Below are 13431 nucleotides of genomic sequence, written 5' to 3' on the forward strand. Positions count from 1 at the left end.
CGCCGTCGCGTCTCGTCACGAACCAACGCCTCTGCGTTCCACCAACCCCCTTCCTCCCTGGGGAACATGACCCACCCCGCTTCCTGAGAGGAGTGTCGCCGTGCCTCCCATTGACGCGAGTGCCAACGCCCGCACTGTCCCCGTCTCCGATATCGGCGTCGCTACGAGCCCGGGTTCTCGTGCGAGCTCCTTCGACAAGGTCGCTGATGAGGGCGCAGACAGTGAGGACACGCTGGAACTGCGCTTGACCGACGAATTCGCGGCGCTCCTCACGGACGGCGCCCATCGGGACGGGGAGCGGAGCCCGGGCGGTCTCGGCACGGCTGTACCCGCCTCCGTGCTCGCGATCACCGATGATCTGCTCGACGGCGTTGCCGACTGGGGGCCGATCAGCACACCGGAAGGCGTGCTACACCTTGTCCCCGTCAGTGTCGAGCGAGACCTCCCGATCATCAGCCGGTGGATGAACGACCCTGCCGTCGCAGCGTTCTGGGGGCTCGGTGGACCTCAGGACACCGCCGAGGAACATCTCCGATCCCAGCTCACCGGCGACGGCCGCAGCATTCCGTGCCTGGGCATGCTGGAGGGCACGCCGATGAGCTACTGGGAGATCTACCGGGCCGACCTCGACCCGTTGGCCCGGCACTACCCGGCCCGGCCCCATGACACCGGACTCCATCTCCTCATCGGTGCAGTCGGGGACCGCGGGCGAGGGCTTGGCGGAACCCTGCTCCGAGCTGTCGCCGACCTCGTGCTGGACAGGCGGCCTGCCTGCGCGCGCGTCGTCGCCGAACCCGACATTCGCAACACCCCTTCCATCGCCGCTTTCCTGAGCGCCGGCTTCCGCTTCTCTGCCGAGATTGAGCTGCCCGCCAAGCGGGCCGCGCTCATGGTCAGAGACCGGAGTCTGCGCCATCTGTTGTGACGCCATGTCGCAGCGTCGTCACGTTTGGCACACCGCTCGCGCCGATCCGGTTCCCACTGCCGACCAACCGATCGGCTGATTTCGATCGCGCTCGAACCGTTTCTGACCTCAAACAACCCGACTCCATGCGAACCCGAACCGATCCGATCCCCACCTGAGGAACCCCCGGTCTTGATCCCGCCCCTCGCCTCCACCGTGATCACCCGCTTGTCAGTGCCGGGCCGTAGGGTGGTCACGCTATGACGAAGCCCTCACTCCCCGAACTCCTGCATGCTGCCGTCACTGCTGTCGGCGGCACGGAGCGCCCCGGCCAGGTGACCATGGCCGAATCCGTCGCGGAGGCGATCGACGGCAGCTCCCATCTGCTGGTCCAGGCCGGCACCGGCACCGGAAAGTCGCTGGGCTACCTGGTGCCCGCGCTCGCGCACGGGGAGCGCGTCGTCGTGGCGACGGCCACGCTGGCGCTGCAGCGCCAGCTGGTGGAGAGGGACCTGCCGCGCACCGTCGACGCACTGCACCCGCTGCTGCGGCGTCGCCCCGAGTTCGCGATGCTCAAAGGCAGGTCCAACTACCTGTGCCTGCACCGCCTGAACGAGGGCGTCCCGCAGGACGAGGAGGAAGGCCTCTTCGACCAGTTCGAGGCGGCCGCACCCACCAGCAAGCTCGGCCAGGACCTGCTGCGGCTGCGCGACTGGGCGGACGAGACGGAGACGGGCGACCGCGACGACCTGACGCCCGGTGTGTCCGACCGCGCCTGGGCCCAGGTCTCGGTGTCGTCGCGGGAGTGCCTCGGCGCTTCGAAGTGCGCATACGGCGCCGAATGCTTCGCCGAGATGGCGCGTGAGCGGGCCAAGCTCGCGGAGGTCGTCGTCACCAACCACGCGCTGCTCGCGATCGACGCCATCGAGGGCGCACCGGTCCTCCCACAGCACGAGGTCCTGATCGTCGACGAGGCGCACGAACTGGTTTCCCGGGTCACCGGAGTCGCCACGGGCGAACTCACTCCCGGCCAGGTCAACCGCGCGGTGCGGCGCGCCGCGAAGCTCGTCAACGAGAAGGCCGCCGACCAGCTCCAGACCGCCGCCGAGGGCTTCGAACGGCTGATGGAGCTGGCCCTCCCGGGCCGCCTGGAGGAGATCCCGGAGGACCTCGCCTACGCGCTCATGGCACTGCGCGACGCCTGCCGCACCGTCATCTCCGCGATCGGGTCCACCCGCGACAAGTCCGTGCAGGACGAGGACGCGGTCCGCAAGCAGGCGCTCGCCTCGGTCGAGACCGTGCACGACGTGGCGGAGCGGATCACCAACGGTTCCGAGTGGGACGTCGTCTGGTACGAGCGCCACGACCGCTTCGGCGCGTCCCTGCGCGTGGCCCCCATGTCCGTGTCGGGACTCCTGAGGGAGAAGCTCTTCGCGGACCGCTCCGTCGTGCTGACCTCCGCGACCTTGAAGCTGGGCGGCGACTTCAACGGTGTCGGCGCGTCCCTGGGCCTCGCCCCCGAGGGGACGGAGGGCGACGACCTCCCGCAGTGGAAGGGAGTGGACGTCGGCTCGCCCTTCGAGTACCGCAAGCAGGGCATCCTGTACGTCGCCAAGCACCTGTCACGGCCCGCGCGGGACGGCGACCGGGTCGACATGCTCGACGAGCTGACCGAACTGATCCAGGCGGCGGGCGGCCGCACCCTCGGCCTGTTCTCCTCCATGCGGGCCGCTCAGCTGGCCGCCGAGGAACTTCGCTCTCGCATCCCCGAGTTCCCGGTCCTCCTGCAGGGCGAGGAGACGCTCGGCGAGCTGATCAAGAACTTCGCGGCTGACCCGAAGACCTGCCTGTTCGGCACGCTGTCCCTCTGGCAGGGCGTCGATGTGCCCGGCCCCAGCTGCCAGCTGGTCGTCATGGACAAGATCCCGTTCCCGCGCCCGGACGACCCACTGATGAGCGCTCGCCAGAAGGCCGTGGAGGATGCCGGGGGCAATGGCTTCATGGCGGTCGCGGCCACCCATGCCGCGCTGCTCATGGCTCAGGGCGCCGGCCGCCTCGTACGGGCGTCGGGGGACCGTGGCGTGGTCGCCGTACTGGATCAGCGGCTGGCCACGGCGCGGTACGGGAGCTATCTGAAGGCGTCACTGCCCGACTTCTGGTACACGACGGACCGTAACCAGGTACGGAAGTCGCTGGCCGCGATCGACGCGGCGGCGAAGCAGACGGAGGCGGACGAGCCGCAGTGACCGGGGTCGGGGTGGCCTGTCGCAGCGCTGCGACAGGCCACCCCGACCCCGGAATCCGGTGACGTCGGGCCTTGCAAAGCACCAAGGAACCCAGACCCGCAGGAACCCAGACCCGCACAGAACCTGGCCCGAGACAAGCACAGGGCCCCGGAACCGGCGCAGGGGTCCCGGGGCCCGGTCAGTGGGCGACGCCGTCGGCTTCGCCCGCCGCAGCCGTCACACGCGGCGCAGCACCGCCACCACCTTGCCCAGGATGGTCGCGTCGTCGCCCGGGATCGGCTCGTACGCCGCGTTGTGCGGGAGGAGCCAGACGTGGCCGTCCTCGCGCTTGAAGCGCTTGACCGTGGCCTCGCCGTCGAGCATCGCGGCCACGATGTCGCCGTTCTCGGCGACCGGCTGGCGACGGACGGTGACCCAGTCGCCGTCGCAGATCGCGGCTTCGATCATCGAGTCACCGACGACCTTCAGCACGAACAGCTCGCCGTCGCCGACCAACTGCCGGGGGAGAGGGAAGACGTCCTCGACCGACTCCTCGGCGAGAATCGGGCCACCCGCGGCGATACGGCCGACCAGCGGGACGTACGATGCGGCGGGCTTGCCCGCGGTGTCCGTGGGCTGCACGGAGGCGGCCTGGTCGGAGCCGCGCACCTCGTATGCGCGCGGACGGTGCGGGTCGCGGCGGAGGAAGCCCTTGCGCTCCAGTGCCATCAGCTGGTGTGCGACCGAGGACGTGCTGGACAGGCCGACGGCCTGGCCGATCTCCCGCATCGACGGCGGGTAGCCGCGCCGCTGCACGGAATCCCTGATGACCTCGATCACGCGGCGTTGCCGGTCCGTGAGCCCCGAGCTGTCCGCCCGAATGCCCGGAGGTCGGCCCGGAAGGGACCGCTTGTGTCCCTCGGGATTCATGGCTTCGTTCATCGCATGCACCGGCTCGAGTCGGCTCTGGGAGCGGTCCTGGGCAGTGATGGTGGCACTGTCTGCGGTGGTGGTCACGTCGGCCCCTCTCGATGGTCTCCCTGCTGCACAACGGTAGTTGCTTTCGAAAGGTTGCGCCAAACACACGTTCGAGTGAAAAATCGCGAAGCACCTGACGTGATCATGTGTCTGGGTGTATGGCTGACGTCCTTGCCGGCGGACAAAAGAGCCCATTGTTGTACCCTTCACCGCCGGTGGGCGACCTCGTGGGTCGTTGCCCAGTCTGCCATCCGGCATCGGTTCAACCGTGAAGTGACCCCCATCTGTGCGGGAGTCCCACGTCCCCTCCGTGTGGCGCTCACGGTATCTCCGTATGTGTCGCTGCGATACGGCGGTGCACACATGCGTGCGGCGTGTCGGTAGGCGGCACCGCGCACAGCCGTGCACGCGCGACACGCGCGCGTGGCGTGCGTGTATGAGCCAATCCCCACATCTAGTGGTTGGATTGCGGCAGCAGCCCAGAAGTTGTGGTCCCCCCGGTCTTCGGACGCTCGGAGATCGCCTATGCTTGGGGCTGCTTCGAGGGGCCCATGAGGCCCAGCGAGGCTATTGAGTCTGCTGTGAGGAGGGTTGGAAGTTATGCACTGCCCCTTCTGCAGGCACCCCGACAGCCGTGTCGTCGACAGCCGTACGACCGACGACGGCACGTCGATCCGCAGGCGCCGCCAGTGTCCTGACTGCTCCCGTCGTTTCACGACTGTGGAGACCTGCTCGCTGATGGTGATCAAGCGGTCCGGAGTCACCGAGCCGTTCAGCCGTACCAAGGTCATCAACGGCGTGCGCAAGGCATGCCAGGGACGACCCGTCACCGAGGACGCGCTCGCCCAGCTCGGCCAACGGGTCGAGGAGGCGGTGCGGGCCACCGGAAGCGCCGAGCTGACCACCCATGACGTGGGGCTGGCCATACTCGGCCCGTTGCAGGAGCTCGACCTCGTCGCATATCTGCGATTCGCCTCCGTCTACCGGGCGTTCGACTCGCTCGAGGACTTCGAGGCCGCGATCGCGGAACTGAGGGAGGCGACAGGACGCCCCGCCGCGGACGACGACGACCGCGAAGGCGACACGGAGGCTGTCGCGGGGGGCCGGGAAGACGATCGCGGGTCCGGCGGGGCTGCACAGGTCCCCGTGCCCGCCAACGCCGCCGACTGAGGGCGAGCCGGTTCCGGTCCTCGGACTCCGGATCCGGCCGAGAGGCGGCGACACAAGACCTGCTGCGGGTGGCGATCAGAGGGTGCCCGCAGCACAAGACAGAACACCGTGCCACGGGGAACATCGGGGCACTTCAGGGCGTTTTAGCCCGTACAGGGAGGCGGCATGACAGAGACGGCGAGCGGTCCGGCACGGAGTTCCCGCGCCAAGGGCACCAAGGCGGCCAAGGGACTGCGTATCGAGCGCATCCACACCACCCCCGGCGTACACCCGTACGACGAGGTGGCCTGGGAGCGCCGTGACGTCGTCATGACCAACTGGCGCGACGGCTCGGTCAACTTCGAGCAGCGCGGCGTCGAGTTCCCCGACTTCTGGTCGGTGAACGCGGTCAACATCGTCACCAGCAAGTACTTCCGCGGTGCCGTCGGCACCCCGCAGCGCGAGGTGAGCCTGAAGCAGCTCATCGACCGCATCGTGAAGACGTACCGGAAGGCCGGCGAGGACTACAAGTACTTCGCCTCGCCCGCCGACGCCGAGATCTTCGAGCACGAGCTGGCGTACGCCCTCCTGCACCAGATCTTCAGCTTCAACAGCCCCGTGTGGTTCAACGTGGGCACTCCTCAGCCTCAGCAGGTCTCCGCCTGCTTCATCCTGGCCGTCGACGACTCCATGGAGTCGATCCTCGACTGGTACAAGGAAGAGGGCATGATCTTCAAGGGCGGCTCCGGCGCCGGCCTGAACCTCTCCCGTATCCGCTCCTCCAAGGAGCTGCTGTCCTCCGGCGGCAACGCGTCCGGTCCGGTCTCCTTCATGCGCGGCGCCGACGCGTCCGCAGGAACGATCAAGTCCGGTGGTGCCACGCGCCGCGCCGCCAAGATGGTCATCCTCGACGTCGACCACCCCGACATCGAGGACTTCATCGAGACCAAGGTGAAGGAAGAGGAGAAGATCCGCGCCCTGCGTGACGCGGGCTTCGACATGGACCTGGGCGGCGACGACATCACGTCCGTCCAGTACCAGAACGCAAACAACTCGGTCCGTGTGAACGACGAGTTCATGAAGGCGGTCGAGCAGGGCGGCAAGTTCGGCCTGCGCGCGCGGATGACCGGCGAGGTCATCGAAGAGGTCGACGCCAAGGCCCTGTTCCGCAAGATGGCCGAGGCCGCCTGGGCCTGCGCAGACCCCGGCATCCAGTACGACGACACCATCAACCACTGGCACACCTGCCCGGAGTCCGGCCGTATCAACGGCTCGAACCCTTGCAGCGAGTACATGCACCTGGACAACACGTCCTGCAACCTCGCCTCGCTGAACCTGATGAAGTTCCTGAAGGACGACGGCAAGGGCAACCAGTCCTTCCACGTCGAGCGCTTCGCGAAGGTCGTCGAGCTCGTCATCACCGCGATGGACATCTCCATCTGCTTCGCGGACTTCCCGACGCAGAAGATCGGTGAGAACACGCGCGCGTTCCGCCAGCTCGGCATCGGCTACGCCAACCTCGGCGCCCTGCTGATGGCGACCGGCCACGCGTACGACTCGGACGGCGGCCGCGCCCTCGCCGGTGCCATCACCTCCCTGATGACCGGCACCTCGTACAAGCGCTCCGCCGAACTCGCCGCGGTCGTCGGCCCGTACGACGGCTATGCCCGCAACGCCCAGCCGCACCTGCGCGTCATGAAGCAGCACGCCGACGCCAACACCGCGGCCGTTCGCATGGACGACTTGGACACGCCGATCTGGGCAGCCGCCACGGAGGCCTGGCAGGACGTGCTGCGCCTCGGTGAGAAGAACGGTTTCCGTAACTCCCAGGCGTCCGTCATCGCCCCGACGGGCACCATCGGTCTGGCGATGTCCTGCGACACCACCGGCCTCGAGCCCGACCTCGCGCTGGTCAAGTTCAAGAAGCTGGTCGGCGGCGGCTCGATGCAGATCGTCAACGGCACCGTCCCGCAGGCCCTGCGCCGCCTGGGCTACCAGGAGGAGCAGATCGAGGCGATCGTCGCCCACATCGCCGAGCACGGCAATGTCGTCGACGCCCCGGGCCTCAAGCACGAGCACTACGAGGTCTTCGACTGCGCCATGGGCGAGCGCTCCATCTCCGCGATGGGCCACGTCCGCATGATGGCCGCGATCCAGCCGTGGATCTCCGGCGCCCTGTCCAAGACGGTCAACATGCCGGAGTCGGCGACCGTCGAGGAGGTCGAGGAGATCTACTTCGAGGCCTGGAAGATGGGCGTCAAGGCCCTCGCCATCTACCGTGACAACTGCAAGGTCGGCCAGCCGCTCTCCGCCAAGACCAAGGAGAAGGAGAAGGCCGAGATCACGGAGAAGGCCGAGGCCACCATCCGTGAGACGGTCGAGAAGGTCGTCGAGTACCGCCCGGTCCGCAAGCGTCTCCCGAAGGGGCGTCCCGGTATCACCACGTCCTTCACCGTCGGTGGCGCCGAGGGCTACATGACCGCCAACTCCTACCCGGACGACGGCCTCGGCGAGGTCTTCCTGAAGATGTCCAAGCAGGGCTCGACCCTCGCGGGCATGATGGACGCCTTCTCGATCGCCGTCTCGGTGGGTCTGCAGTACGGCGTGCCGCTGGAGACGTACGTCTCGAAGTTCACGAACATGCGCTTCGAGCCGGCCGGCATGACGGACGACCCGGACGTGCGGATGGCGCAGTCGATCGTCGACTACATCTTCCGTCGCCTTGCGCTCGACTTCCTGCCCTTCGAGACGCGGTCCGCGCTGGGCATCCACTCCGCCGAAGAGCGCCAGCGTCATCTGGAGACGGGTTCGTACGAGCCCAACGAGGACGAGGTCGACGTCGAGGGCCTGGCCCAGTCGGCGCCGCGCGCCCAGGAGCTGAGGGCCGTCGCCACCCCGAAGTCCGACGCCGGGCCGGCCAAGCCCGCCCCGCAGCAGGCGCACACCAGCGCCGAGTTGGTGGAGATGCAGCTGGGCATCCAGGCCGACGCCCCGCTGTGCTTCTCCTGCGGTACGAAGATGCAGCGCGCCGGCTCCTGCTACATCTGCGAGGGCTGCGGCTCGACGAGCGGCTGCAGCTGAACAGGAGCGCCTTCAGGCGTGAATGACTGAGCCGAGCGGGGAGTCACCGAAGTTGACTCCCCGCTCGGCTGCTTCAGGGAGGGGCGCCGGCCTTATGTCGGCGACCCGCCCCTCTTCGCGTATGTACACGCGACGCTCAGGGCTGGTGGGGCCTGCCCATGGTCGCCGTGAACGTCGCCGGATCGTCCTCGAAACCGTGGATGCCCGGGCGGAATTCCCACGTGCCCGAGTCCTGGCGTACGAACTCCGCGACCGTCGTCGCCGTCGCACCGAGCACGCCGCCGAAGTCGTCCTCGGCCAGGACGGTGTAGTCCTCGCGGATGCGCAGGGCCGGCTTGACGACGCTGACGAAGGTGCGCTTGGCGGGGCGCTGCTGGATCACGACCCCGACCATCACGCGCGCGTACCGGCTGTCGAGCCGGTTGAGCTCCACGGTCATGACCTCGTCCCAGCCGAAGCCCTTGCCGTCCTTGCTGTCCCGGTTCAGATAGATGGTGCCGTCGGGAGAGCGGCTGTCGAAGTGCACCACGTAGGCGGGATCGCCGTACGGGTCGCTCGCCAGGTAGGTAGCGGCGACGATGTCCAGGTCGGTGGGCGGTTGCCCGGCCGGACTGGGGTCCCACTTGACCGAGATCTCGACTTTCCGGATCCCCTTGTTGATGGCGCTCACCAGGCTTCCCCTTCCCCGTTTCGCGTATGCCCTCAGCCCGAACTGCCCAGCAGAAGAGGCCGGTTGTCCATCCTGCCACGCGCGCGGGCTCGTGCGCCGGGGAGCACTGCGGTCGAGCGTGACCGACGCCACGCTCCGTGGCCTTACCATGGCGCGGTGCTGGTCAAGTGGATTCGCTGCACCGTGGTGGACCGCCGCGGGTTCGAGCGGGGGCAGCGAAAATGGGCGGGGCTTCTGGGGGAGCCGGGGTTTCGGGGGCAGGGGGGTGGCTGGAGCCGGGGGCGGCAGGGGGTGGCGCACATCTTCTCGTTCTGGGAGAGCCGTTCCTTCTACGACTCCTTCATGGCCCGCTCCCACGACAGGCTGGCGGCGGCCCAGTCGGGCACCTACAAGGACATGCAGGTCAAACTCTTCGACTACCGCTTCGACGTGAAGACCGGCTTCGAGCCGCGTTTCACCGACGCGGACCTCGTCAGGGTGGCGCACTGCCGTGTGCACGAGGAGCGCGCCGAGCACTTCACCCTCATGCAGGAGAAGGTCTGGAACCCCGCGATGGCCGGCTCACCCGGCATGGTCCGCGGGCTGTTCGGCGAGGCGCCGGGTCACGAGTTCCTGGTGCTGTCGATGTGGCACTCCGCCGCGGAGCACGGCAAGTACCGCACGGAGCGCGTGGAGCGACTGGCGCTGCGGGCCCAGACGGAGGCGGACGTCGCAGCTCTCACGGGTGACATCGTGGAACTCGAATCCACCTGGACCGTTTGAATTCCGGACCGTTAAACCTGCGCTCTGATGTGGCTGATGGTGCAGGAAGTGTGTGACCTACGCCGTATGGGGCCCGTTCGAGTGCTCGATCGGCCCTCACCCGATCTAGGGTTTTGGCATGGCACGACCACGGCGCATCGTCCTTGTCCGGCACGGCGAGTCAACGGGCAATGTTGATGACACCGTGTACGAGCGTGAGCCCGACCACGCGCTTGCCCTGACCGAGCGGGGCTGGCGGCAGGCCGAGGAGACGGGAAAACGGCTGCGGGACGTGTTCGGACGTGAGCGCGTCAGCGTGTACGTCTCGCCCTACCGCCGTACGCACGACACGCTGCGCGCCTTCCATCTGGATCCCGAGCTCATACGGGTACGCGAGGAGCCCCGGCTGCGCGAGCAGGATTGGGGAAACTGGCAGGACCGCGACGACGTACGCCTGCAGAAGTCCTACCGTGACGCCTACGGCCACTTCTTCTACCGCTTCGCCCAGGGCGAGTCCGGCGCCGACGTGTACGACCGGGTCGGCAACTTCCTGGAGAGCCTGTACCGCAGCTTCGAGGCCCCCGACCACCCGCCCAACGTGCTGCTCGTGACCCACGGCCTGGCCATGCGGCTGTTCTGCATGCGCTGGTTTCACTGGACGGTCGCGGAGTTCGAGTCGTTGTCGAACCCTGGGAACGCCGAGATGCGGATGCTCGTTCTCGGGGACGACGGCAAGTACACACTGGACCGGCCGTTCGACCGCTGGCGGGATCCGGAACCGTACGGGATCACCGGATAGAGTGGCAGAGCGATGACCGCTGATTCCTCTACCGAAGGGCGCCTGGAGCGCGCCCTCGCCAGCCTGCGCGGACTCGCGGTGGGAGACGCGCTGGGCTCGCAGTTCTTCGTCCCGGCGAACTATCCGCTGCTCAAGCGCCGCGAGCTGCCCTCCGGCCCCTGGCAGTGGACGGACGACACGGAGATGGCCTGCTCCGTGGTCGCCGTCCTGGCCACTCACCACCGCATCGACCAGGACGCTCTGGCCCGCTCCTTCGCCGTGCACCACGATTTCGACCGGGGCTACGGCCCTGCGGTCAACCGGCTGCTGCGCCTGGTCCGGGAGGGCGGGGACTGGCGTGAGCTCTCGGCCGCGCTCTTCAACGGACAGGGATCCTGGGGAAACGGTGCCGCGATGCGCATCGCTCCCCTCGGTGCTTGGTACGCCGATGACCCGGAGCAGGCGACCCACCAGGCCGAGATCTCGGCCTACCCAACCCATCAGCACCGCGAGGCCGTGGTCGGCGCCATGGCCGTCGCCGCGGCTGCCTCGCTGGCCGCCGCGCCCGGCGGTCCGCCCAGGCCCGAAGCGCTCCTCGACGACGTCATCGCCCTCGTACCGAAGAGTGCGGTCGGAGCGGGTCTACGGCGCGCCCGGGACATGCTCGACTACGGCGACGCGGCCACTGTCGCGGCTGTGCTCGGCTGCGGCCGGCGCACGACGGCCCATGACACCGTGCCCTTCGCGCTCTGGTCGGCCGCGCGGGCCCTCGGCGACTACGAGGAAGCCTTCTGGACGACCGCGCAGGTCGGCGGTGACGTGGACACCACGTGCGCCATCGTGGGCGGCGTGATCGGCTCCGGGAAGGCGGGTTCGGTGCCGGTCGCGTGGGTGGAGCGCACCGAGGCGTTCCCGGAGTGGATGCCGACGTCGGCGTAGCTCGGCGTCTTTGGCCCGCGCGAATCGTTGCCCTGCCGGACCCTCAATACTTTCTGTGCATGCTGGGAACTCTGCGTGACCGTGGGGCCGTTGTCGTGGCAGTTGGTGTGCGACCGCTGGGGCCGCACAGGCAGGTGACACTCAAGTCGCGCGGGGGTGGGGTCATGGGACTCATGTCGGTGCTGAGCGCACTGTTCCTCGTGGCGGCTGCGGTGTGGGCCGGGCTTCGGCTTCCCAGCGCCGCCCTGTTCTGCCCGCCGCCGATCGTCGTGAGGGTGGTGCGGATGGCCGGCTCATCGTCCTCCCCGCCGGTCCCCCGGACGCGATCCGGCCATCCGCGGCCCTTCGCGGACCCGGCCGGGTCAGCCGGCCATCGGCCCCGCAGTCCCGGCGAGGGCTTCCAGGTCGCTCTTGCGGACCCGGATCACCAACCACGCGGTGGCCAGGGCGAGCACGGCCATCGCGGCGGCCGCCACGAAACCCATCGAGATGCCGTGCGTGAGCACTTCGTGACCCCACGGACCAGGCAGTTGCTGCGTCTTGGCGAACTCCGCCTTCTGCTCGGGCGATGCCTCGGCCATGAACGCCTGCACCTGCTTCTCCGCTTCGTCCCTGCTGGCCGAGCCGAACACCGTCGTCAGGATGGACAGCCCGAGCGAACCACCCACCTGTTGCGTGGCGTTGAGCAGCCCGGACGCGGCACCGGCCTCGTGCTGTGCGACGCCGGAGACCGCGGTGATCGTCAGCGTCACGAAGTTCAGTCCCATACCGAAGCCGAACATCAGCATCGGCCCGAGCACCCCACCGACGTACGAGCTGTCGGCGCTGATGAGGGTCTGCCAGGCCAGCCCGATCGCCGTGAGCGCCGAGCCCACCAGCATGAACGGCTTGGGGCCGAGCACCGGCAGGAAGCGCTGCGACAGCCCTGCGCCGAGCGCGATCACGACCGTCACCGGCAGGAAGGCGAGACCGGCCTCGATCGGGCTGTACTGCAGCACGTTCTGCACGAACAGCACGATGTAGAAGAACATGCCGAACATCGCCGCGGCCAGGCTGAGCATGATCACGTACGTGCCGGAGCGATTGCGGTCCGCGAACATCCTGAGCGGGGTGATGGGCTCCTTGGCCCGCGACTCGACGAACGCGAAGGCCAGCAACAGCACCACCGCGGCGCCGAAGGACCCGATGGTCAGGTTGTCCCGCCAGCCCTCGTCCGCCGCGCGGATGAAGCCGTAGACCAAGGAGGCCATGCCCAGCGTCGAGGTCAGGGCGCCGGCTATGTCGAAGCGGCCGGTGTGCCGTTCGGACTCGCTGATGTACAGCGGTGTGAGTACGGCTATCAGGATGCCGATCGGCACGTTGACGAAGAGAACCCACCGCCAGTCGAGCCACTCGGTGAGCATGCCGCCCGCGAGCAGGCCGATGGCCCCACCGCCCGCGGAGACGGCGGCGAAGACGCCGAACGCGCGGTTGCGTTCCGGGCCTTCCGGAAACGTGGTGGTGATGAGCGCCAGCGAGGTGGGCGACGCGATCGCGCCCCCCACGCCCTGGAGCACGCGTGCGGCCAGCAACTGCCAGGGTTCCTGGGCGAGTCCGCCGAGCAGCGAGGCGAGGGTGAAGAGCAGGATGCCGGCCATGAAGACCCGGCGGCGCCCGAGGATGTCACCGGCGCGGCCGCCCAGCAGCAGCAGACCGCCGAAGGTGAGCGTGTAGGCGCTGACGACCCAGGTGAGGTCGGTGGTACTGAACTTGAGCGCGTTTTGAATGTGCGGCAGCGCGATGTTCACAATCGTCGCGTCGAGGACCACCATGAGTTGGCAGGCCGCGATGACGGTGAGCGCGATGCCGGGATGCCCCTCCCGGCGGGCCGCACCAGGTTTCTGATCCTTGATCAACTGAGAGGTTGTCACGATGGGTCCCCCACAAGAGCGTTAGTGAACGCTCGCGTTCACTGTCGCGTCAACCG

The 13431-nt window shown here is 68.3% G+C and carries 10 protein-coding genes; 7 read left to right on the top strand and 3 right to left on the bottom strand.

All coding sequences use genetic code 11. The features are described from left to right. Positions 1-100: 100 nt before the first annotated feature. Entirely contained in the window at positions 101-925 is an 825-nt protein-coding gene (locus IF78_RS0119055; protein WP_031486408.1) for a GNAT family N-acetyltransferase, read from the top strand. 239 nt (positions 926-1164) lie between these two features. Beyond that, positions 1165-3150 (top strand): ATP-dependent DNA helicase, encoded by a 1986-nt coding sequence (locus IF78_RS0119060; protein ID WP_031498377.1) that lies wholly within the window; start codon positions 1165-1167, stop codon positions 3148-3150. A 216-nt stretch (positions 3151-3366) separates the two neighbouring features. Here IF78_RS0119060 and lexA read toward each other — a convergent pair whose 3' ends face one another. Further along, positions 3367-4146 carry a transcriptional repressor LexA gene (gene lexA / locus IF78_RS0119065; protein WP_031486406.1) on the bottom strand — a complete coding sequence of 260 codons (780 nt, stop codon included), beginning with the start codon at positions 4144-4146 and terminating at the stop codon, positions 3367-3369. Between the two features lie 561 nt (positions 4147-4707). On the opposite strand from lexA, the gene nrdR reads away from it, so the two are divergent. Together nrdR and IF78_RS0119075 are read left to right on the top strand one after the other, a co-directional pair. Further along, a complete protein-coding gene (gene nrdR, locus IF78_RS0119070; protein ID WP_031486405.1) occupies positions 4708-5277 on the top strand; it encodes a transcriptional regulator NrdR in 570 nt (189 codons plus the stop codon). Between the two features lie 165 nt (positions 5278-5442). Beyond that, entirely contained in the window at positions 5443-8337 is a 2895-nt protein-coding gene (locus IF78_RS0119075) for a vitamin B12-dependent ribonucleotide reductase (RefSeq protein ID WP_031486404.1), read from the top strand. A 136-nt stretch (positions 8338-8473) separates the two neighbouring features. Here IF78_RS0119075 and IF78_RS0119080 read toward each other — a convergent pair whose 3' ends face one another. After that, positions 8474-9007 (bottom strand): TerD family protein, encoded by a 534-nt coding sequence (locus IF78_RS0119080; protein ID WP_031486403.1) that lies wholly within the window; start codon positions 9005-9007, stop codon positions 8474-8476. Between the two features lie 156 nt (positions 9008-9163). Between IF78_RS0119080 and IF78_RS0119085 the strand changes: the two genes are divergently transcribed. The 3 genes from IF78_RS0119085 to IF78_RS0119095 all read left to right on the top strand — a co-directional run bounded on the left by IF78_RS0119085 (position 9164) and on the right by IF78_RS0119095 (position 11465). Beyond that, on the top strand, positions 9164-9769 hold the full coding sequence (locus tag IF78_RS0119085) for a YdbC family protein (protein ID WP_031486402.1): 606 nt from the start codon (positions 9164-9166) through the stop codon (positions 9767-9769). A 118-nt stretch (positions 9770-9887) separates the two neighbouring features. Beyond that, positions 9888-10547, top strand: coding sequence for a histidine phosphatase family protein (locus tag IF78_RS0119090; RefSeq protein ID WP_031486401.1), 660 nt, complete (start codon positions 9888-9890; stop codon positions 10545-10547). A 12-nt stretch (positions 10548-10559) separates the two neighbouring features. Then, on the top strand, positions 10560-11465 hold the full coding sequence (locus IF78_RS0119095) for an ADP-ribosylglycohydrolase family protein (RefSeq protein WP_031486400.1): 906 nt from the start codon (positions 10560-10562) through the stop codon (positions 11463-11465). A 362-nt stretch (positions 11466-11827) separates the two neighbouring features. Here IF78_RS0119095 and IF78_RS0119100 read toward each other — a convergent pair whose 3' ends face one another. Next, on the bottom strand, positions 11828-13375 hold the full coding sequence (locus IF78_RS0119100; RefSeq protein ID WP_031486399.1) for an MFS transporter: 1548 nt from the start codon (positions 13373-13375) through the stop codon (positions 11828-11830). Between the last annotated feature and the right edge of the window lie 56 nt (positions 13376-13431).

Origin of the sequence: Streptomyces bicolor, assembly GCF_000719285.1 — a bacterium.
Classification (GTDB): domain Bacteria; phylum Actinomycetota; class Actinomycetes; order Streptomycetales; family Streptomycetaceae; genus Streptomyces; species Streptomyces bicolor.

What these genes read in the sequence shown, in the direction of transcription:
- IF78_RS0119060 (WP_031498377.1), top strand. Translation starts at nt 1,165, where the DNA reads ATGACGAAGCCCTCACTCCCCGAACTCCTGCATGCTGCCGTCACTGCT.
- nrdR (WP_031486405.1), top strand. Translation starts at nt 4,708, where the DNA reads ATGCACTGCCCCTTCTGCAGGCACCCCGACAGCCGTGTCGTCGACAGC.
- IF78_RS0119075 (WP_031486404.1), top strand. Translation starts at nt 5,443, where the DNA reads ATGACAGAGACGGCGAGCGGTCCGGCACGGAGTTCCCGCGCCAAGGGC.
- IF78_RS0119090 (WP_031486401.1), top strand. Translation starts at nt 9,888, where the DNA reads ATGGCACGACCACGGCGCATCGTCCTTGTCCGGCACGGCGAGTCAACG.
- IF78_RS0119095 (WP_031486400.1), top strand. Translation starts at nt 10,560, where the DNA reads ATGACCGCTGATTCCTCTACCGAAGGGCGCCTGGAGCGCGCCCTCGCC.